Annotated in this window: 20 protein-coding genes and 1 pseudogene; 12 read left to right on the top strand and 9 right to left on the bottom strand. The window is 69.8% G+C overall.

The window, feature by feature from the left end; all coding sequences use genetic code 11:
* Nucleotides 1-543: 543 nt before the first annotated feature.
* Nucleotides 544-906: a hypothetical protein gene (locus IC63_RS17925; protein ID WP_156965362.1), complete on the bottom strand. Its 363-nt coding sequence runs from the start codon at nt 904-906 to the stop codon at nt 544-546.
* Between the two features lie 98 nt (nt 907-1,004).
* Here IC63_RS17925 and IC63_RS05265 point away from each other — a divergent pair, with 98 nt between their 5' ends.
* Nucleotides 1,005-1,235, top strand: coding sequence for a hypothetical protein (locus tag IC63_RS05265; RefSeq protein WP_036717589.1), 231 nt, complete (start codon nt 1,005-1,007; stop codon nt 1,233-1,235).
* Between the two features lie 597 nt (nt 1,236-1,832).
* On the opposite strand, the gene IC63_RS05260 is transcribed toward IC63_RS05265, so the two are convergent.
* Together IC63_RS05260 and IC63_RS05255 are read right to left on the bottom strand one after the other, a co-directional pair.
* Nucleotides 1,833-2,522 carry an NAD-dependent deacylase gene (locus IC63_RS05260; RefSeq protein ID WP_036717583.1) on the bottom strand — a complete coding sequence of 230 codons (690 nt, stop codon included), beginning with the start codon at nt 2,520-2,522 and terminating at the stop codon, nt 1,833-1,835.
* Nucleotides 2,523-2,526: 4 nt separating this feature from the next.
* Complete coding sequence (locus IC63_RS05255) at nt 2,527-2,829, bottom strand: hypothetical protein (protein WP_036717580.1); 303 nt, start codon at nt 2,827-2,829, stop codon at nt 2,527-2,529.
* Nucleotides 2,830-3,065: 236 nt separating this feature from the next.
* Here IC63_RS05255 and IC63_RS05250 point away from each other — a divergent pair, with 236 nt between their 5' ends.
* Nucleotides 3,066-3,764, top strand: coding sequence for an HAD family hydrolase (locus IC63_RS05250; protein ID WP_036717577.1), 699 nt, complete (start codon nt 3,066-3,068; stop codon nt 3,762-3,764).
* Between the two features lie 86 nt (nt 3,765-3,850).
* On the opposite strand, the gene IC63_RS05245 is transcribed toward IC63_RS05250, so the two are convergent.
* Complete coding sequence (locus IC63_RS05245; RefSeq protein WP_036717575.1) at nt 3,851-4,039, bottom strand: cation transporter; 189 nt, start codon at nt 4,037-4,039, stop codon at nt 3,851-3,853.
* A 71-nt stretch (nt 4,040-4,110) separates the two neighbouring features.
* On the opposite strand from IC63_RS05245, the gene IC63_RS05240 reads away from it, so the two are divergent.
* The 4 genes from IC63_RS05240 to IC63_RS17915 are packed head-to-tail and all read left to right on the top strand — an operon-like array spanning nt 4,111 to nt 7,750.
* Nucleotides 4,111-4,998 carry a DMT family transporter gene (locus tag IC63_RS05240; protein WP_052041900.1) on the top strand — a complete coding sequence of 296 codons (888 nt, stop codon included), beginning with the start codon at nt 4,111-4,113 and terminating at the stop codon, nt 4,996-4,998.
* 39 nt (nt 4,999-5,037) lie between these two features.
* Entirely contained in the window at nt 5,038-6,837 is a 1,800-nt protein-coding gene (gene lepA, locus IC63_RS05235) for a translation elongation factor 4 (RefSeq protein WP_036717573.1), read from the top strand.
* 2 nt (nt 6,838-6,839) lie between these two features.
* A complete protein-coding gene (locus IC63_RS17920) occupies nt 6,840-7,331 on the top strand; it encodes a hypothetical protein (protein WP_156965361.1) in 492 nt (163 codons plus the stop codon).
* Nucleotides 7,328-7,750: a hypothetical protein gene (locus tag IC63_RS17915; protein ID WP_156965360.1), complete on the top strand. Its 423-nt coding sequence runs from the start codon at nt 7,328-7,330 to the stop codon at nt 7,748-7,750. The genes IC63_RS17920 and IC63_RS17915 overlap by 4 nt, the downstream gene beginning before the upstream one ends.
* A 159-nt stretch (nt 7,751-7,909) precedes the next feature.
* On the opposite strand, the gene IC63_RS05230 is transcribed toward IC63_RS17915, so the two are convergent.
* Complete coding sequence (locus tag IC63_RS05230; RefSeq protein WP_036717570.1) at nt 7,910-8,515, bottom strand: transposase; 606 nt, start codon at nt 8,513-8,515, stop codon at nt 7,910-7,912.
* 109 nt (nt 8,516-8,624) lie between these two features.
* Here IC63_RS05230 and IC63_RS05225 point away from each other — a divergent pair, with 109 nt between their 5' ends.
* The 3 genes from IC63_RS05225 to IC63_RS05215 all read left to right on the top strand — a co-directional run bounded on the left by IC63_RS05225 (nt 8,625) and on the right by IC63_RS05215 (nt 9,858).
* The gene (locus IC63_RS05225; RefSeq protein WP_036717567.1) at nt 8,625-8,939 is read left to right on the top strand and encodes a TraR/DksA family transcriptional regulator; all 315 of its coding nucleotides are present in this window, start codon (nt 8,625-8,627) and stop codon (nt 8,937-8,939) included.
* A gap of 113 nt (nt 8,940-9,052) precedes the next feature.
* Nucleotides 9,053-9,586: a cytochrome b gene (locus tag IC63_RS16905; RefSeq protein WP_052041899.1), complete on the top strand. Its 534-nt coding sequence runs from the start codon at nt 9,053-9,055 to the stop codon at nt 9,584-9,586.
* A gap of 68 nt (nt 9,587-9,654) precedes the next feature.
* Entirely contained in the window at nt 9,655-9,858 is a 204-nt protein-coding gene (locus IC63_RS05215) for a hypothetical protein (RefSeq protein WP_036717564.1), read from the top strand.
* Between the two features lies 1 nt (nt 9,859).
* On the opposite strand, the gene IC63_RS05210 is transcribed toward IC63_RS05215, so the two are convergent.
* Nucleotides 9,860-10,633, bottom strand: a complete 774-nt coding sequence (locus IC63_RS05210) for an alpha/beta fold hydrolase (protein WP_036717561.1) — start codon at nt 10,631-10,633, stop codon at nt 9,860-9,862.
* Nucleotides 10,634-10,707: 74 nt separating this feature from the next.
* Here IC63_RS05210 and IC63_RS05205 point away from each other — a divergent pair, with 74 nt between their 5' ends.
* On the top strand, nt 10,708-11,094 hold the full coding sequence (locus IC63_RS05205) for a hypothetical protein (RefSeq protein WP_036717559.1): 387 nt from the start codon (nt 10,708-10,710) through the stop codon (nt 11,092-11,094).
* Here IC63_RS05205 and IC63_RS17345 read toward each other — a convergent pair.
* The 3 genes and pseudogenes from IC63_RS17345 to IC63_RS05195 all read right to left on the bottom strand — a co-directional run bounded on the left by IC63_RS17345 (nt 11,082) and on the right by IC63_RS05195 (nt 14,574).
* A complete protein-coding gene (locus IC63_RS17345) occupies nt 11,082-11,621 on the bottom strand; it encodes a DUF817 family protein (protein ID WP_052041898.1) in 540 nt (179 codons plus the stop codon). The two genes, IC63_RS05205 and IC63_RS17345, sit on opposite strands and share 13 nt — an antisense overlap.
* Nucleotides 11,622-11,697: 76 nt before the next feature.
* Nucleotides 11,698-11,799, bottom strand: a pseudogene (locus IC63_RS19055) (hypothetical protein); the annotation flags it as partial.
* 360 nt (nt 11,800-12,159) lie between these two features.
* A complete protein-coding gene (locus IC63_RS05195; protein ID WP_036717555.1) occupies nt 12,160-14,574 on the bottom strand; it encodes a heavy metal translocating P-type ATPase in 2,415 nt (804 codons plus the stop codon).
* A 450-nt stretch (nt 14,575-15,024) separates the two neighbouring features.
* On the opposite strand from IC63_RS05195, the gene IC63_RS05185 reads away from it, so the two are divergent.
* Nucleotides 15,025-15,597 carry a L,D-transpeptidase gene (locus IC63_RS05185; protein WP_036717551.1) on the top strand — a complete coding sequence of 191 codons (573 nt, stop codon included), beginning with the start codon at nt 15,025-15,027 and terminating at the stop codon, nt 15,595-15,597.
* Nucleotides 15,598-15,600: 3 nt separating this feature from the next.
* Nucleotides 15,601-16,680: a tRNA 2-selenouridine(34) synthase MnmH gene (mnmH, locus tag IC63_RS05180; protein ID WP_036717548.1), complete on the top strand. Its 1,080-nt coding sequence runs from the start codon at nt 15,601-15,603 to the stop codon at nt 16,678-16,680.
* The last annotated feature ends 446 nt before the right edge of the window (nt 16,681-17,126 follow it).

The following is a 17,126-nucleotide window of genomic DNA, read 5'->3' as shown; positions in this document are numbered from 1 at the left end:
CCGGAGCCCCCCCGGCCGCCCCGGCCGGGAGCGGCCCGCTCGCCGCCGGCGCCCCCCCCCCCCCCTTCAAGGGCCCCCCCCCCCACCGCCTACAGCGAGGGCCCCCGCCAGCCCGGGCGGCGCCAGCAAGGCGGCGATCACCCCCGCGGGCATCACCACCGCGCCCATCACCGGCACCACTAGCAGGTCGGCGATCAGACCGTATTGCGCCGAGAGTTGAAATGGGCGGCCGCGATGGGCGAGGTGGCGGTCCCCGCGATCAGCGACGAGAGCACCAGCATCCGGGGTTGGCCGACCAAGGCGGGTGCCGGTGCGTCTTGGCGGCGGCGTCGTCAAGGAAGGGGAAGATGCATGCGCGCCGGCCCCACACGGGCGCGCACGGTCTTGCAGATGAACGCCGAGCCAGCGGCGATGGCGATCTTCATCCGACCTGGGGCCCCACTGCGCGACCGCCGCCCGTCCATCGCATCTGTTGCGCCCCGCGCGTAGCCGTGATCGGCACGCGCGCTGCTGCGACCATAGCCGAACAGCCGGTAATCCTCGTCATAAACCCGCGCGACCAGCGTGGCCCGCGCGGCCTGCGCCGCCGTCGGCGACCGCGCAGACGAGCCGTTTTCCCGGGGAAGCGGCCGGCCTGGCAGGGCCCCAGTCCTTTTGCAACAAGGCAAAATCCTCGGCCAGACGCTCGAATCGCAGCAGGCGGACCCGGCCGGCGGCGCGTCCGGGCAGATCGTCGCATTGAGGGCGAAGATGCGCGCACAGGTCCTTGAGCCTTCCGCCAAGCACCCCTTGCGTGTCCTGCGCCGTCGCCGCCAGCAGCCATAGCGGCGGCCGCGCCCCCAGCGCGATCGCCCGGGTAGCCCGGGCGAGTTTGGCGGCGAGGCTGTCCTGCGCCGCAAAGTTCACCCGCGAGCGCGCCGGCCGTGGCGGCGAGCTCCGCCTGCTGGCGGTCCATCTGCCCCAGGTCCAGCCGCCGCCGGGCGCTTTCCCCGGTGCCTCCGGCCGTGCGGCGCGCGGCCTCGCGCGCGCTGTGCAGCCGGGTGCGGCTGGCGCGCAATTCGTGGTCGATCGTGGCCAGCCCGCCCTCGGGCGCGTCGGAGCCGCGCAGCTCGGCCAGCGCCTGCCGCGCCTGGTCCGCCTCGGCGTCGCGGGCGGCGAGTTCCGCGCTGGCCCGCTGTTCGGCCTGGGCCAGCGCCGCGGTCCGCGTGGCGACATACAGTTCGGCGAAAGCCTAGGCGATCCGGGCCGCCTGCGCAGGATCGTCGGCGCTGGCCGAGATACGCCGCCACGGCGCTGCCCGGGACCAGCTGAACCGAGGTCCGGGACCGCAACCGTTCGACCGCGCGATCGGCCAGAGGGGCGGTGGGCGGGTGCCCGATCCAGCGGTCCAGCGCCGCGATCAGCGGCGGCTTGCCCCAGTCGACATAGCCCGGATCGCGGTCGAACCCCAATCGGGCCGCAACCTCACGGGTCATCGCCGTGCCATGCAGGCGTTCCAGTTCGGTCGCGTGGGCGATGGCCGCGTTGCCCCCGTCGGTGGCGAGGTCGGGCGCCAGCGTCATCCGCGCCTCGGCCCGCCAGTCGGGCACCGTCGCATCGTGCAGCCACAAAGCGGCGCAGAGCAGCCCCGTCCCGGCCGCGCCGGCAACCCAAAGCCAGCTGCGCCGCAGCATCGCCACAAGCTCGACCGCGCCGACCAGCCCGGTGGTGTCCGCCCGTGGAAGGCTGACGTGCCGCATGGTTCCCCTGATCCGGCCATCCGGCTTGGGGCGACGCCAGGCGCTTTGGGTTGAGACCCGGTTGATGCAGGACGGATTCCGCGTGAAAAACCCTCAGCTCGCGGTCAGGCTGTCCACCCAGGCGGGCACGATGCGGCTGGCGGGGCCGGTCAGGACCTCGTCGAACCGGCCCGGCGCGGTCGGTTCGAGGTTCAGCTCGACCGTCGCGGCGCCCACCATGCGCGCCACGTCGACGAAACCCGCCGCGGGATAGACCTGCCCCGAGGTGCCGATCGCGGCGAAAAGGTCGGCCTGATCCAGCGCAGCCTCGATCCGGTCCATGTGATAGGGCATCTCGCCGAACCAGACGATGTCGGGGCGGGCGGCCCCTGCGCCGCAGGCCGGGCAGGGCAGCGTCCGGGGCAACGTCGGCGGCGCGGGCCAGCGATGGCCGCAAGCGGCGCACAGCGCGCCGTCGATCCGCCCGTGCATGTGGATCACGTCCTGCGCGCCGGCCCGGTCCAGCAGCGCATCGACGTTCTGGGTGATCAGCGTCACGCCGGGCCGGCGGCTGAGCCGGGCCAGCGCGTGATGGGCGGCGTTGGGCTGGGCCGCGGCCGCAGCCGCGCGGCGCATGTCGTAGAACCGCAGCACCAGATCGGGGTCGCGGTGGAACGCCTCCGGGGTGGCGACGTCCTCGATCCGGTGCCGTTCCCACAGCCCGTCGGCGGCGCGAAAGGTGGGGATGCCGCTTTCGGCGGACAGGCCCGCGCCGGTCAGCACGACGATGGTGCGGGGCGTCACCGGCTTAGCGGGCGCAGTAGGCCTCGGCCGCGGCGGCGAAGGTCTTGTAGCGGTCCCAGAACTGGTTGTCGGCGTCGCGCTTGGACATGCGGACGTCCTGTGCCTGCTGGGCGTCGCGGAAGAAGCCGGCGGCGCGGCGCTGGTCGCTGCGCGACAGCGTCATGTCGGCGACCTGCTGGACGCAGCCGCACAGCGCCGGGTTGCGGGCGCCGCGTTCGGACCGCACGCAGGCGCTGTCGATGGGGCCGGCGACGGCGAAGGGCGCGGTCAGGATGACGGCGGCCACGGCAATGGCGGGCTTGAGCATGGTGGTTCTCCTCGTCCCCTGGGGGCTGCCTTTGCGGCAGTCGTGATTGCGTCGCGCCGGTGGGGCGGACCTTGCAGGGATAGCATTTTCGCGGCTTTCGGGCAATCGCACGGATGTCGCAGCAAGGTCCTGTAGGGCCGCGCATCCGCGACCACCAGATACAGCGCTCGAGGTGTGATCGCCGCCCGAATCACCGGCGTTTGCGTCGCGCGGGGACAGGTGCTAGGCCGCGCTGCATGCTGACCATCGGCCTCGATGCGGACGACACGCTGTGGGAGAACGAGGCGTTCTTTCACCTGACGCAGGAGGATTTCGTCCGCCTGCTGGCGGATCATGCCGACGCGGCGACGGTGCGCGCCCGGCTGTATGACACCGAGATCCGCAATCTGGAAATCTACGGCTACGGGATCAAGGGCTTCACCCTGTCGATGATCCAGACCGCGCTGGAACTGACCGGCGGCGACCTGCCCGGGCCCGTCACCGCCCGGCTGCTGGCGCTGGGGCAGGAGATGCTGCGCCACCCGGTGCGGCTGCTGGCCGGGGTCGAGGCGGCGCTGGACGCGCTGGCCGATCACCGGCTGATCCTCATCACCAAGGGCGACGTGATGGACCAGGAGCGCAAGGTCGCAAGCTCGGGCCTGGCGGCGCGGTTCGAGCGGATCGAGATCGTGCAGCACAAGACGGAGGACGCCTATGCCGCGGTGCTGAAGCGGGCCGGGGTCGCGCCCGAGGGGTTCCTGATGGCGGGAAACTCGATGAAGTCGGACGTGCTGCCAGTGATCGGGATCGGCGGCCACGGGGTGCTGATCCCGGCGGCGCTGGGCTGGGCGCATGAACATGCCGACGACCCGGACCATCCCCGCTTTCACCGGCTGGCCCGGATCGGGGAACTCGCCGCGCTGGTGGCACGGATCGAGCGGGACCTGCGCCCCTGACGGCGGCCGCAGGGGGCTGTCTGCCCCCATCGCCTGCGGCGATCCCCCCGAGGATATTTCAGACCGCCCGAGGCGGACCGCGGCGGTCAGTCCACCGGGACCGGGGTATAGCCTTCGGCGGCGATGATCTCGCCGGCGCGGGCGCTGCCGATGTTCTCGACTATGACGATCTTGCTGGCGAGGTCGGCGGTGGCGGTGCCGCCGGCCTCGGCGATGGCCTTTTCGATGGCGGCGGTGCAATGGCCGCAGGTCATGTCCTCGACGCGGAATTTCATGGGCAGTCCTTTCCGGCTTGACGGTGCCGGGCGACTCTAGCATCGCCGGCCGCATGACTTCCAGCCGCAGCATGTCCCGCGACGCCCCGGACAGGGGCAACCTGCCTGCCGCGGGGTTCATGACCGGCGCGATGGCGATGTTTGCCGTCGAGGACGCGGCGATCAAGCTGCTGGGTCTGCGCCTGCCAACCGGCGAGATCGTCGCCGTCATCGGCGCATTCGGGCTGACTGTCTTCTGGCTGCTGCTGGCGCGCGAGGGCGGACGGATGCTGACCCGCGATCTGCTGCGGCCCGTGGTGCTGCTGCGCAACGCGGGCGAGCTGGTCGGCACGCTGTGCTTTGTCACTGCCCTGCGGCTGACCGACCTCGCCTCGGCCTCGGCGATCCTGCAGGCGCTGCCGCTGGCGCTGGTGCTGGGCGCCGCGCTGTTCCTGGGCGAGCGGGTCGGCTGGCGGCGCTGGGCGGCGATCCTTGCGGGCTTCGTCGGCGTGCTGATGATCGTCAGGCCGGGAATGGCAGGGTTCGAGCCCGCCTCGCTGCTGGCCCTGATCGCGGTGGGCGGGCTTGCGGTCCGCGACCTGTCGACGCGGCGGATGCCGCGCCACGTCGCCTCGCACCTGCTGTCGGGGTCGGCCTACGGGGTGATGGTGCCCGGCGGCCTGGCGCTGGCCGCGCTGCAGGGCACGCCGCTGCTGGTCCCCACCGCCGTCGAGGCCGCCGCCTTTGTCGCCTGCGTCGCGGTCGGCGTCGCAGGCTATGCCATGATGGTGATGGCGACGCGGGTCGGCGAGGCCTCGATGGTCGCGCCGTTCCGCTATACGCGGCTGGTCTTCGCCCTCATCCTCGCCGTCACGCTGTTCGGCGAACGCCCCGACACGATGACGCTGGCCGGGGCCGCGATCATCTGCGCCTCGGGCGGTTTCGCCATGTGGCGCGAGTTCCGCCGCGCCCGCGCCTGACCCCTTTCCGGAACCGCAAATCCCCCGTATAGCCCGGCCATGACCGAGCTTTCCCTCATCCGCAATTTCTCGATCGTGGCCCATATCGACCACGGCAAATCCACGCTGGCCGATCGTCTGATCCAGATGACCGGCACCGTCGCCGAGCGCGACATGAAGGAGCAGCTGCTCGACAGCATGGACATCGAGCGGGAACGCGGCATCACCATCAAGGCCAACACGGTGCGGATCTCGTATCCGGCGCGCGACGGCCAGACCTATGTGCTCAACCTGATCGACACCCCCGGCCATGTCGACTTCGCCTATGAGGTCAGCCGCTCGATGCGCGCGGTCGAGGGGTCGCTCTTGGTCGTGGACGCGAGCCAGGGGGTCGAGGCGCAGACCCTCGCCAACGTCTATCAGGCGATCGACGCGGGGCACGAGATCGTGCCGGTGCTGAACAAGATCGACCTGCCCGCGGCCGAGCCCGAGCGGGTCAAGGAAAACATCGAGGATGTCATCGGCATCGACGCCTCGGACGCGGTGATGATCTCGGCCAAGACGGGCCTCGGCATCCCCGACGTGCTGGAAGCCATCGTGACGCGCCTGCCCGCACCCAGGGGCGAGCGCGACGCGCCGCTGAAGGCGATGCTGGTCGACAGCTGGTATGACGCCTATCTGGGCGTCGTCGTGATGATCCGGGTCATGGACGGGGTGATCCGCAAGGGCGACCGGGTGAAGATGATGCAGACCGGCGCGGTCTACGGCATCGACAAGCTGGCCGTGCTGACCCCGGCGATGAAGGACATTCCCGAACTGGGGCCGGGGGAGATCGGCGTGTTCACCGCCTCGATCAAGCAGGTGCGCGACACCCGCGTCGGCGACACCATCACCCACGAACGCAAGGGCACCGACCAGCCGCTGCCCGGCTTCAAGCCCGCGCAGCCGGTGGTGTTCTGCGGCCTCTTCCCGGTCGACGCCAACGACTTCGACGCCCTGCGCGACGCCATCGAGAAGCTGGCGCTGAACGACGCGAGCTTCAGCTATGAGATGGAGACCTCGGCCGCGCTCGGCTTCGGCTTCCGGTGCGGGTTCCTGGGGCTCCTGCATCTCGAGGTGGTGCGCGACCGGCTGGAACGGGAATACGACCTGGACCTGATCACCACGGCGCCCTCGGTCGTGTTCAAGCTCTACATGCGCGACGGCGAGGTGCGCGACCTGCACAACCCCGCCGACATGCCCGACCTGACGCTGGTCGACCATATCGAGGAGCCGCGGATCAAGGCCACGATCATGGTCCCGGACGAGTATCTGGGCGACGTGCTGAAGCTGTGCCAGGACCGCCGCGGCATCCAGCTGGACCTGACCTATGCCGGCAACCGGGCGATGGTCGTCTATGACCTGCCGCTGGCCGAGGTGGTGTTCGATTTCTACGACCGGCTGAAATCGGTGACGAAGGGCTATGCGTCCTTCGACTACCAGATCTCGGAGTACCGCGAGGACATGCTGGTCAAGATGTCGATCCTGGTCAACGACGAGCCGGTGGACGCGCTGTCGATCATGGTCCACCGCGACCGCGCCGAGGCGCGCGGCCGGGTGATGGTCGAAAAGCTGAAGGAGCTGATCCCCCGCCACATGTTCAAGATCCCGATCCAGGCGGCCATCGGCGGGAGGGTGATCGCCCGCGAGACGCTGGCCGCGCTGCGCAAGGATGTGACCGCCAAGTGCTATGGCGGAGATGCGACGCGGAAGAAGAAGCTGCTGGAGAAGCAGAAGGCCGGCAAGAAGAAGATGCGCCAGTTCGGGAAGGTGGAGATCCCGCAGTCGGCGTTCATCTCGGCGTTGAAGATGGATGGGTGAGTGTGGCAGGGTTCTGGGCAGAGAACTGGGGAAACGTCGCCTCAGTGGTCGGTGCAGTGCTCACTATTGTTTTCTCTTGGCGTGCTCAGGAGGCGGCAAAACAAGCGGAGCGAGCTTCAAACGCCACCAAGTCGCGGTTGCTTTCGGTGGATTTGCTGTCTGAACTGAATAGATTGAATGGCCGCGTGGATGACCTCCTCAACAGGTTGGATACCGCAGCTTGGCAAATCGTGGCAGAGAGAGCTACGGATCTGAGAGTTTCAATTGCTGCCATTATCATTCCTGAAAATGCCTTGATACCGGATGATGTGAGAGACAATCTCGCTGTGGCGGTTACGCAATTTAAAAATATCTCGGATGGGGCGAATCGCGCCACGACTCCACACAAAACTGCCCCTGATATTAACCGATATAAGAAAATTGCTGTCGATCAGAAAGAAACGATTGTTCTTGCAATCGAACACGTCAAAAGAAGGTTGGGGAGCGGAGAATGAACCGGGACGTGCCCTTTGAAACAGTTGAGAAATGGCGGTCCTTGGTAGATCTAGTCTACAAGTTGACCATTGCCGGCAAAATGGCTTGGGCGGAAAGCGCCAAAGAAGGAGAAATAGTAGCTCCTTATGCAGGTCATGCGATAGTTTTGACCAGAAAGGACTCAACTAATGATTTTGGCGATGAAGAGCCCATCATCAACGTAAGGATCAATGATTCGGGAGGCGACGTTGTCGATTCCTTTTGGGATTCTGATTTGGACGAAAATAAACAATATGCTTATTATCGGAAATTGGATAATTTGATGAAAACTGTGGGTCGAAAGCTCACGGGAGCTGACGACGTACTCGACGCGTTGCTGGCTCGTATGCGGGAAGATAGTGGCGAACGCGCCGACTTTGACGATGAAATACCCTTTTGAAGAAAAACTCGCTTACATGGCTACCGGTACCACCCGTAGGCCGGGCTTTAGCCCGGCGCGCCCCGGACCGGGTGAATGATCGTCGGTTGGAAATGGTGGTGCCGGGCTTCAGCCCGGCCTACCGCTCGGCCCACGTCCGTCCTGCTTTCGGCCGACGGACTATACCCACGCCGCGGGGTCGTACCGTCCCGCCGTGATGTCGCGATGGACCGAGGAATACGGCCAATCCTCGGGCCGCGCAACCAACCCATGCTTCACCGGGTTGAACCAACAATACCGCAGATGCGCCGCGAAATCGGCCTCGTCGCGGATATGGTGTTCCCAGAACCGCCGTTGCCACACCGCCCGTTCGCGTTTCCCGACCCGTAGGTGGGGCTTCAGCCCGGCATACCGCCCCGATTGCACGACGGGGAGTTTGGTGGGCAGGGGTGGTGTCGGAATGGCCGGGCTCAAGCCCGGCCTACAGGCCGGCCTAAGGCCCGGGCCATCGTTCCCGGCGTCCGCGAACAAGGACCGGGTGAACCGCGCCTTGATCGCGCCCCACCGCACCGAGTAATCCCCATCCGGCACCCGCCAGATGCAGTGCAGGTGATCCGGCAGGACCACCCACGCCTCGATCCCGAACGGCCGTTCCGCCTGCGTCACCCGCACCGTCTCGCGCAGCCGCGCGATCTCGCGCACCAGCAGATCGCTGCCGCGATGCGCCAAGGCGACGGTAAAGAACACCGGCGCGTCGGACCGGGCAGGGCGGCGATAATTCGACATGGGCGCAGGATGGACGGGTCAGGTTAAGGATGCGTTGACAGTGCTCCCCCTCGCCACTTGACCCCATCCCACCGCATCGCCACTGTCCCCGAACGACAGGAGGCCCGAAATGACGCCTGCCAAAGCCAAGAAAACCCTCATCGCCCGCCGCGACGAACTGCTGGGCAATCTCGACCGGATCGAGGACCAGCTCGACGAGCCGATGCCCAAGGACTGGGAGGATGCGGCCTCGGAACGGCAGGAGGACGAGGTGCTGTCCGCGCTGGGCCATTCCGACCAGGCCGAGATCCGCCGCATCGACGCGGCCCTGGCCCGGATCGAGGCCGGGGAATTCGGCGAATGCGTGCAATGCGGCAAGAAGATCCCCGAAAAGCGGCTGGAACTGCTGCCCGACACGCCCTTCTGCGCCAACTGCGCCCGGTAAGGGCGGGCGGGGCCGGCAGCGGGGACCCGCGCTGATTTCTCGCCCGCGCGGGAACGCGACCGGCAGATTGCAGGTTCGCGGTTCAGGCTCACGCTGCCAGGGGATGCGCGACCATGAAACGACCCAACGGATATTCGGCGATCCAGATCGCAGCGCACTGGATGGTGGTGCTGCTGGTCATCGTCCAGCTGATCAGCGGCGATGCGATGGCAGAGTTCTTCGACACCCTGATCCGGACCCAGGCCGAGGGAACCCGGCCGGGGCTGGGCAACGCGGTGTGGCACGTCGTCTCGGGCGCGCTGATCCTTGCCGCGATGCTGATCCGGCTGGCGATGCGGCTCACCCACGGCGTGCCGCCCGACAGCCCCGCCTCGCCGGGCTGGGACCGCATGCTGGCGCGGCTGGTACACGGGGCGCTGTATGTCGTGTTGCTGGCGATGCCGCTGGTCGGCGCCGCGGCCTACCTGATCCCCAGCGAGAGCCTGGGCGAGCTGCATGAAAGCGCCGTGCCGGTCCTGCTGGGGCTGGTGATCCTGCACGTCCTTGGCGCGCTGTATCACCAGTTCGTCCTGAAGGACCGGCTGATCCGGCGGATGATGGTGCCGGACCGCCAGGACCTGCACGTGCCGCCGGTGCGACCCAACTGATCTGGATCAAGGCGCGGCCGGGGGCGTTCGGGCATCCGGGCTGCGTCCTTACTGACAGGAGCCCCGGGATGCCGCGCCTCTTCATGCTACTGCTGTCGATCTCGGTCGGAACGCTGGCCGGGATCGGCGTCATCATCGCCCTGACGATGGGCTATTACAGCTGGAAGCCGATGCTGGTCGCCGCCGCGATCGGCGCCGTCGGCGCCATCCCGATCAGCTGGCTGGTCGCCAGGCGTATCCAGGCGACCGACCCGCAGGACAGCCTCGACTGACTTACTCCAGGAAGGCGGCGATCCGCGCGGAAACCTCGGCCGGTTTTTCGGCGTGCAGCCAGTGGCCGGTGCCGCCCACCGTCTCGACCGTCCCCTTCGGGAACAGCGCCGCGATGGCCGCGCGACCGGCGTCGTCGACATAGTCGCTGTCCCCGCCCGCCAGTACCAGCATCGGCCCATCGAAGCGCATCCCCTGATCGGCCGCGGGCCACCCCGTCAGCCCCGGCATCTGGTCGCGCAGCGCGGCGAGGTTCATGCGCCAGCGCGGCGGATCGGCCTTGAGGTCCAGCGACTGCAGCAGGAAGGCACGGACCGAGTGATCCTCGACGAATTCCGACAGCGCCATGTCGGCCTGGCTGCGGGTCTTGGATGCGGTGAAATCCGCCTGTTCCATCGCGTCGATCAGCTCGGCCTGGCTGTGGCGATAGGCGACCGGGGCGATGTCCAGCACCGCCAGCCGCCGCACCAGCCCCGGGTGGGTCAGCGCCAGCCACATCGAGGCCTTGCCGCCCATCGAGTGACCGACGACATCGGCCTCGCCCCCGTTCGCGGCGATCACCGCCGCCAGATCGCCGGCCAGCGCGTCATAGGAATGGTCGTCGTCCCAGAAGGAGTCACCGTGATTGCGCATGTCGCAGGCGATCACCCGCCGGGTCTCGGCCAGGGCGCGCGCGATAACGCCCAGGTTGCGGCCCTGCCCGAACAGCCCGTGCGCCACGATCACGGGCGGCAGGCCGGGCGTTTCGGGACCGGAAACGGTGGTGTTCAGGGACATCTGTCATCCTTCGGGTTGGCTGGTCACGGCCGATCATTAGCCCTAATCTCGCCGTGATCCAGAGGGGGACGAGGATGGCCGATCCGGACGTGCATGCGCTGGCCGACGAGATCGCGCAGCTGATGGCGCAGCGATTCGGCGGGGCCAGGCGCGGCACGCGGCCCGATCTCAAGACCATGCTGCGCCGGCGCGGGGGCGCGCTGCCCCGGCGCCAGCGCAAGGCGGCCCAGCGGCTGGCCACGTTGCAGGGCAAGGCGATGGTGCCGCGGGTCGCCCGGCAGATCGACACCGCGCCGGCAATGCGCGATCACGCCGAACTGATGAAGTACCTGCGCCCGCTGGGCGCCGGCCGGCGCTGGACGAACAGCGCCACGAACATCGCCGCGGCGGTCATGTTCGGGCTGATGATCCTCGCGGCCGTGGTTCTGTGGGTGCTGGTCTGGCGCGGTCATCTGGGCTGAGGCCGGGCGCGGCCCCTCGCACCGCATGCGGCGCCGCGATCGTCACCGTGACGAAGCTGACATAGCGGAAGATACCACGACCCGATCTTGGCGAAGGACACCGGATCGGCCTCGGCCTGACCCGCATACAGCCATGTGCCGGTGCGGGTGCCCACGTTCTGGGCGATCCACAGGAACAGCCTGGACAGGAACGCCGCCAGCACCAGCGGCATCCGGTGAACCCGCGTCAGCCGGAACCACACCCGGCAGCGCCCATAGACGGCCAAGGTCGCGGCGAACAGCAGCCAGCGGGCGTCCGGCAGCCAGTGATGGGCAAAGAAGTTGACATAGATCGCGACCGCCAGCGCCCGCGTCTGCCAGGCCGGCGGATAGGGCGCAAAGCGCATCTCGCAGACCCGGATCGCGCGAGCGATGAAGGACCCGACCGAGGCATGCATGAACCCCGAACACAGCGGCACGCCCCACAGGCGGAAGATGGCGTCCTCGGGATAGCTCCATGACCAGGCCGCGGTCTTGAGCAGCTCCATTACCGTGCCGGTGAGGGTGGAACAGCACGATGACCCGCGCCTCGGACCAGCTTTCCAGCCGGAAGATCAGGAACAGCGCCTGCACAGCCACCGCGAACAGGAACAGCGCGTCATGGCGGTTGAGCGCCCAACCTGCCAGGCCCGCGCGCGAGGCCAGGATCGCCGCAGCTCCGGGCAAGCTTAGGGGACCAACACCCCATCGTTGCTGCGGGTGGCCCGGAGGGAATGCGAGGATCGTCCATCTTCACGCCCCCGCCGTCGGCCTTCCCCGGAGCCGCTCGTCCGTTGCTCCTCCGCCGCTGTTGCCGGTCTCTCCGCGTTCCCTGCCTGCCGGCGCCGGCTGTCCGCAGCCGCTCGCCGGCATCAGCTGGCCGCCCCTCGTCCGCCTTCGTTGGCCGCCGGTCTTTTCCTTCGCTGCCTCCACCCGTCCGTCGCGCCTCGGCTTTCCCGCGCGCCTCTGCTGCGCCTTGACTGCCCGCTGCCACGACGGGCTCGCAGGTCGATCGCCTGGGACGGACCCCGGTCCCTCCCCGCCCCTTCACCGAAAACGCCGCAGGCGCAGCGCGTTGGTCACCACGAAGACCGAGGACAGCGCCATCGCAGCGGCGCCCAGCATCGGCGACAGGCGCGGCCCGCCAAGGGGGACCAGCGCCCCCATCGCCACCGGGATCAGCGCCGCGTTATAGGCGAAGGCCCAGAACAGGTTCTGGCGGATATTGCCCATCACCGCGCGGCTCAGGCGGATCGCGCGCGGCACGCCCGCGGGGTCGCCCGAGGACAGCACGACCTCGGCCGCCTCGATGGCGACCTCGGTGCCCGACCCGATCGCGATCCCGGTCTCGGCGGCGGCGAGCGCGGGGGCGTCGTTGATCCCGTCGCCGACGAAGACGCTGCCCGGCCCCAGCGCGCGGATCGCGTCCAGCTTGCCTTCCGGCAGCATCCCGCCCGAGATCTCGTCGATCCCGAGCCCCCGGCCGACCGCCTCGGCTGCGGCCTGCACATCGCCGGAAATCAGCCGCGTCCTGATCCCCAGCCGGTGCAGCTCGGCGACTGCCCGCGCCGACCCCTCGCGCACCGGATCGGCCATGCCCATCACCGCGACATGCCGGCCGGCGACGGCCAGATGCACCGGCGTCGCGGCCGTCGCGGACAGCGCCGTGCCGCGGTCGGACAGGATGGGGTCGACGGCGATCCCCGCCTCGACCAGCGCCGCGAGGTTGCCGATGAGGACGGCCTGGCCCTCGACCGTGGCGGTCAGCCCCCGCCCCGCCTCCGCCCGGACCTCCGTGGCGGGCGGCAGCGCGATCCCGCGCGCCGCGGCCGCCGCCACGACCGCGGCGGCCAGCGGGTGCTCGGACCGCGCCTCGGCCGCCGCGGCGATGCGCAGCGCGTCGTCCTCGGCCAGGCCTGCCGTCTCGATGGCGACCAGCTGCGGGCGCCCGATCGTCAGCGTGCCGGTCTTGTCGAAGGCCACGACCCGGGCGCCGGCCAGCCGCTGCAGCGCGTCGCCGCGGCGAAAGAGGATGCCCAGTTCCGCCCCGCGCCCGCTACCCACCATGATCGAGACCGGCACCGCCAGCCCCATCGCGCAGGGGCAGGCGATGATCAGCACCGACACCGCCGCGACTACCGCGTCGGCGAGCCCCGGCCCCACCGCCAGCCACAGCAGAAAGGTCAGCGCCGCCAGCGCCATGACCACCGGGACAAAGACCCGGGTCACCCGGTCCACCACCGCCTGCACCGGCAGCTTGGCCGCCTGCGCGTCCTCGACCAGCCGCACGATCCGCGCCAGCGCCGTGTCGGGTCCGGTCGCCGTCACCCGATAGCTGAGCGCCGCAGGCCCGTTCACCGTCCCGCCGGTGACCGGGTCGCCCGGCCCCTTGACGACGGGGATCGGCTCTCCGGTCAGCATGGATTCGTCGATCGCCCCCTGCCCCTCGGTGATCTCGCCATCGACCGCCACCCGGCCGCCGGGCAGCAGCTGCACGATATCGCCCGGGATCAGCTCGGCCACCGGCAGTTCCACTGGCGCGCCGCCGCGCAGGACCCGGGCGGTCTGCGGCGCGAGCTCGACCAGCTGCCGGATCGCCTGCCCCGCCTGCCCGCGCGCGCGCGCCTCGAGCCAGCGGCCCATCAGGATCAGGGTGACGATGACGGCGGCGGCCTCGAAATAGACGTGCCGCGACCCCTCGGGCACCAGCCCCGGCGCGAGGGTCACGACCGCCGAATACAGGAACGCCGCCCCCGCCCCGAGTGCGACCAGGCTGTTCATCTCGGGCGCGCCGCGCAGCAGCGCGGGGATGCCGTGGGTGAAGAACACCCGCCCCGGCCAGGCGAGGACGGCGAGCGTCAGCAGCAGCTCGACCCAGTGCAGGGCGCCGGTGCTGACATGCGCCATCAGCCAGTGATGGAACGCCGGCACCGCGTGGCCGCCCATTTCCAGCACGAAGACCGGCAGGGTCAGCACGGCGGCGACGATCATGTTGCGCTTGATTCTGGCGGTCTCGTCGCCCGCCGGGCGGGGCGGCGCGGCCTGGTCCGGCGCGCTGGCCGGATAACCGGCGCGGCTGACCGCACCTGCCAGCGCGGCCGGCGAGACATCCGGCGCGTGGGTCACCGAAACCGACCGCGTGGCGAGGTTCGCCGCCGCCGCCGTCACGCCGGGCAGGGCGGTCAGCGCCCGCTCGACCCGTCCGGTGCAGGCCGCGCAGGTCATGCCGTCGACCGCGAGGCGGGTCGTGGCCAGCGCCGCCGGGTAGCCCGCCTTGTCCAGCGCCGCCACCGCGGGATGCAGGGCGGCCGGGTCGCTAAGGTCGATCCGCGCCCGCCGCGTGGCGAGGTTGACCGAGGCCGCCGCCACCCCCGGCACCGCAATCAGAGCGCGCTCGGCGCGTCCGACACAGGCGGCGCAGCTCAGCCCCTCGACGGGGAATTCGATTTGTTTGTGGTCCATGTAATCCTCTCTGGTCTCGTGCCGATGCCAAGTCCAGAGAGTTGAGGCGGCGCCTGCGGGCGTGCCGGAGGATGGAGGGCAGGCTCTGCCAGCCGCGGCGGCGGCTCGAACCGGGCCGCGGGCGGAATGACCGGAGCCAGCGCCGCAAGCCGGCGACCGCGCGGGTGACAGCGGCATCCGCGCCCGCCCCGGCCGCGGCACAGATGCGCCGGGCGCACCGCCGCGCGCCGGGCGCGCGGCACCGCAGGCAGGTCAGGATACAGGGGGCGGGTGCAGCAGGACATCGCGGCTCCTTCTTCCTCCGAGTTGGGGGCGGCGGGCAACGCTTTCAATGGCCCCACCAATGGTCCGCCAATGGCCCCGCCGCACCCCGACTCACGCCGCTGTGGGTTGAATTGCAGCCCCTCTCGCTGTAGCCGTGGCGGCAAAACCGACAAAAGGGGACCGGCCATGAATCGCCGCCAGTTGCTGATGCTGACCCTGCCGCTGATGGCCGCCCCCGGCGCGCTGATGGCCGCACCTGCCGCCAAGACCCCGCCCGAGAAGGGCGCCGGCTATGACCTCTCCCCGACCGAGGTTCCAATCCGCGAGGGCTTCGAGGTCGGCTCGATCGTCGTCGTCTCGGACGACTATTACCTGTATCACGTCGTCGCCCCGGGTCGCGCGATCCGCTATGGCGTCGCGGTTGGCAAGGACGAACTGGTCTGGAAGGGCCGCGCCCTGATCGGCCGCAAGGTCGAATGGCCGTCGTGGAAACCCACCCCGGCGATGATCGAACGCAAGCCCGAGCAGTACAAGAAATACGAAAACGGCATGCCGGGCGGCCCGACCAACCCGCTGGGCGCGCGGGCGTTGTATCTATACACCGCCGGCGGCAACGACACCTCGATCCGCATCCACGGCACCACCGAGCCGGGGTCGATCGGCCGCGCGGTCTCGAACGGCTGCATCCGGATGCGCAACGAGGCGGTGATGAGCCTGTTCGACCAGGTTCCGGTGGGTACGCCCGTCTACGTCTACTGACAGGTGCCGCTCAGCAACTTTCGGCCGGCCGCGCTGTCGGACCTCGCCCGGGCGGGGTTCGACGACGTCATCGACGTCCGCTCGCCCTCGGAATTCGCCGAGGATCACCTGCCCGGCGCGATCAACCTGCCGGTGCTGGACGACGCCCAGCGGGCCGAGGTGGGCACCATCTACAAGCAGGTCGCGCCGTTCCAGGCCCGCAAGATCGGCGGCGCGCTGGTCGCGTCCAGCATCGCGCGCCATGTCGCGGGGCCGCTGGCCGACCGTGACGGCGGCTGGCGGCCGCTGGTCTATTGCTGGCGCGGCGGGCAACGCTCGGGGTCCTTCGCCACCATCCTCGACCAGATCGGCTGGCGCGTCGCCCGGCTGGACGGCGGCTGGAAGACCTGGCGGGCGCTGGTCGTAGCGCAGGTGGAGCAGGCCGGGCCGCCCTGCCCGCTGGTGGTCCTGGACGGCAATACCGGGTCGGCCAAGACCGAGATCCTGCAGCGTCTCGCCGCCCGCGGGGTGCAGATCATCGATCTCGAGGGGCTGGCCAACCACCGTGGCAGCCTGTTCGGCGCCATGCCCGGCGGGCAACCTGCGCAGAAGCTGTTCGAAAGCCGGTTGGCGATGGTGCTGGCGAGCCTCGACCCGGCGCGCCCGGCGGTGATCGAGGCGGAAAGCTCGCGCATCGGCGAGTTGATCGTGCCGCGGGCAGTGTGGAAGTCGCTGTGCGCCGCGCCGCGGTTGCGGATCGAGGCGCGGCTCGAGGCCCGCGCCGCCTATACCGCCCGCGCCTATGCCGAGGCGACGGCCGAGCCCGGGCGCATCGCGGAAACCGTCGCCCGGCTGGCGCCGCTGCACCCCGCCGACCGCATCGCGGCGTGGCAGGCGCTGGTCCGCGCCGCGGCGTGGGAGCCGCTGGCCCTCGGCCTCATGCAGGATCACTACGACCCCCGCTATGCCCGCCAGCGCGCCCGTCACGCGAGCGCCGAGCGGCTGGCGATCCCGGTGGCCGACCTGTCCGAGCGCGGTCTCGACACCGCCGCCGCGGCCATCGAGGCCGCGCTGGGGAATCTTACCGCGGAAACCGTATCTTAACCCGCCTGCGCTAACTTTCCGCAAGGGAGCGAGGGAGCGAGGCGGATGGTGTGCCGAGCAGGATCCTCAGATCGGTCAGCGGCGACGCTCGCCAGTAATAGGTCACATCCATCGCACGGCTTTGGCGTCTTTGCGACGATGAACGCGGTCGCGGTGCTGGCGGCGGCGGTGGCCGTCCTGGGGCAGAACGCGACGATCCTGCGGGCAGCGGACGCGCCGGACCCTCGGGGCCCTCTGCGAGACGCTGCCGGGACGGTTGGGGGTCGCCACGCTGGTCGTGGTCGGCGCGCTGCTGGCGGCGGCCGGGGGGCTTGGCCTCTCGGATCATCGACCGGCGGCGGTGGTTGCCCTCGGCGCGGCGGCGCTGACATTCGCCCTGGCCTGGGCCGAGATCGGGATCGCGGCCGTCCAGGCGCAACGCCGGCTGTGGCTCGCGATCGCGCCGC

This window comes from Paracoccus sphaerophysae (assembly GCF_000763805.1).
In the GTDB taxonomy this organism is placed as follows: Bacteria; Pseudomonadota; Alphaproteobacteria; order Rhodobacterales; family Rhodobacteraceae; genus Paracoccus; species Paracoccus sphaerophysae.
The sequence above is the reverse complement of the archived record's forward strand: the minus strand, read 5'-3'. Positions and strand labels throughout refer to the sequence as shown.

Excerpts from the sequence above, each read along its gene's own strand:
- IC63_RS05215 (WP_036717564.1), top strand. The coding sequence starts at position 9,655 with ATGCCGCGCCTCTTCATGCTACTGCTGTCGATCTCGGTCGGAACGCTG.
- IC63_RS05210 (WP_036717561.1), bottom strand. The coding sequence starts at position 10,633 with ATGTCCCTGAACACCACCGTTTCCGGTCCCGAAACGCCCGGCCTGCCG.
- IC63_RS05250 (WP_036717577.1), top strand. The coding sequence starts at position 3,066 with ATGCTGACCATCGGCCTCGATGCGGACGACACGCTGTGGGAGAACGAG.
- lepA (WP_036717573.1), top strand. The coding sequence starts at position 5,038 with ATGACCGAGCTTTCCCTCATCCGCAATTTCTCGATCGTGGCCCATATC.
- IC63_RS05245 (WP_036717575.1), bottom strand. The coding sequence starts at position 4,039 with ATGAAATTCCGCGTCGAGGACATGACCTGCGGCCATTGCACCGCCGCC.
- IC63_RS05195 (WP_036717555.1), bottom strand. The coding sequence starts at position 14,574 with ATGGACCACAAACAAATCGAATTCCCCGTCGAGGGGCTGAGCTGCGCC.
- IC63_RS16905 (WP_052041899.1), top strand. The coding sequence starts at position 9,053 with ATGAAACGACCCAACGGATATTCGGCGATCCAGATCGCAGCGCACTGG.
- IC63_RS05230 (WP_036717570.1), bottom strand. The coding sequence starts at position 8,515 with ATGTCGAATTATCGCCGCCCTGCCCGGTCCGACGCGCCGGTGTTCTTT.
- IC63_RS05225 (WP_036717567.1), top strand. The coding sequence starts at position 8,625 with ATGACGCCTGCCAAAGCCAAGAAAACCCTCATCGCCCGCCGCGACGAA.
- IC63_RS05240 (WP_052041900.1), top strand. The coding sequence starts at position 4,111 with ATGTCCCGCGACGCCCCGGACAGGGGCAACCTGCCTGCCGCGGGGTTC.
- IC63_RS05185 (WP_036717551.1), top strand. The coding sequence starts at position 15,025 with ATGAATCGCCGCCAGTTGCTGATGCTGACCCTGCCGCTGATGGCCGCC.
- IC63_RS17915 (WP_156965360.1), top strand. The coding sequence starts at position 7,328 with ATGAACCGGGACGTGCCCTTTGAAACAGTTGAGAAATGGCGGTCCTTG.
- IC63_RS05205 (WP_036717559.1), top strand. The coding sequence starts at position 10,708 with ATGGCCGATCCGGACGTGCATGCGCTGGCCGACGAGATCGCGCAGCTG.
- IC63_RS17345 (WP_052041898.1), bottom strand. The coding sequence starts at position 11,621 with ATGGAGCTGCTCAAGACCGCGGCCTGGTCATGGAGCTATCCCGAGGAC.
- IC63_RS05255 (WP_036717580.1), bottom strand. The coding sequence starts at position 2,829 with ATGCTCAAGCCCGCCATTGCCGTGGCCGCCGTCATCCTGACCGCGCCC.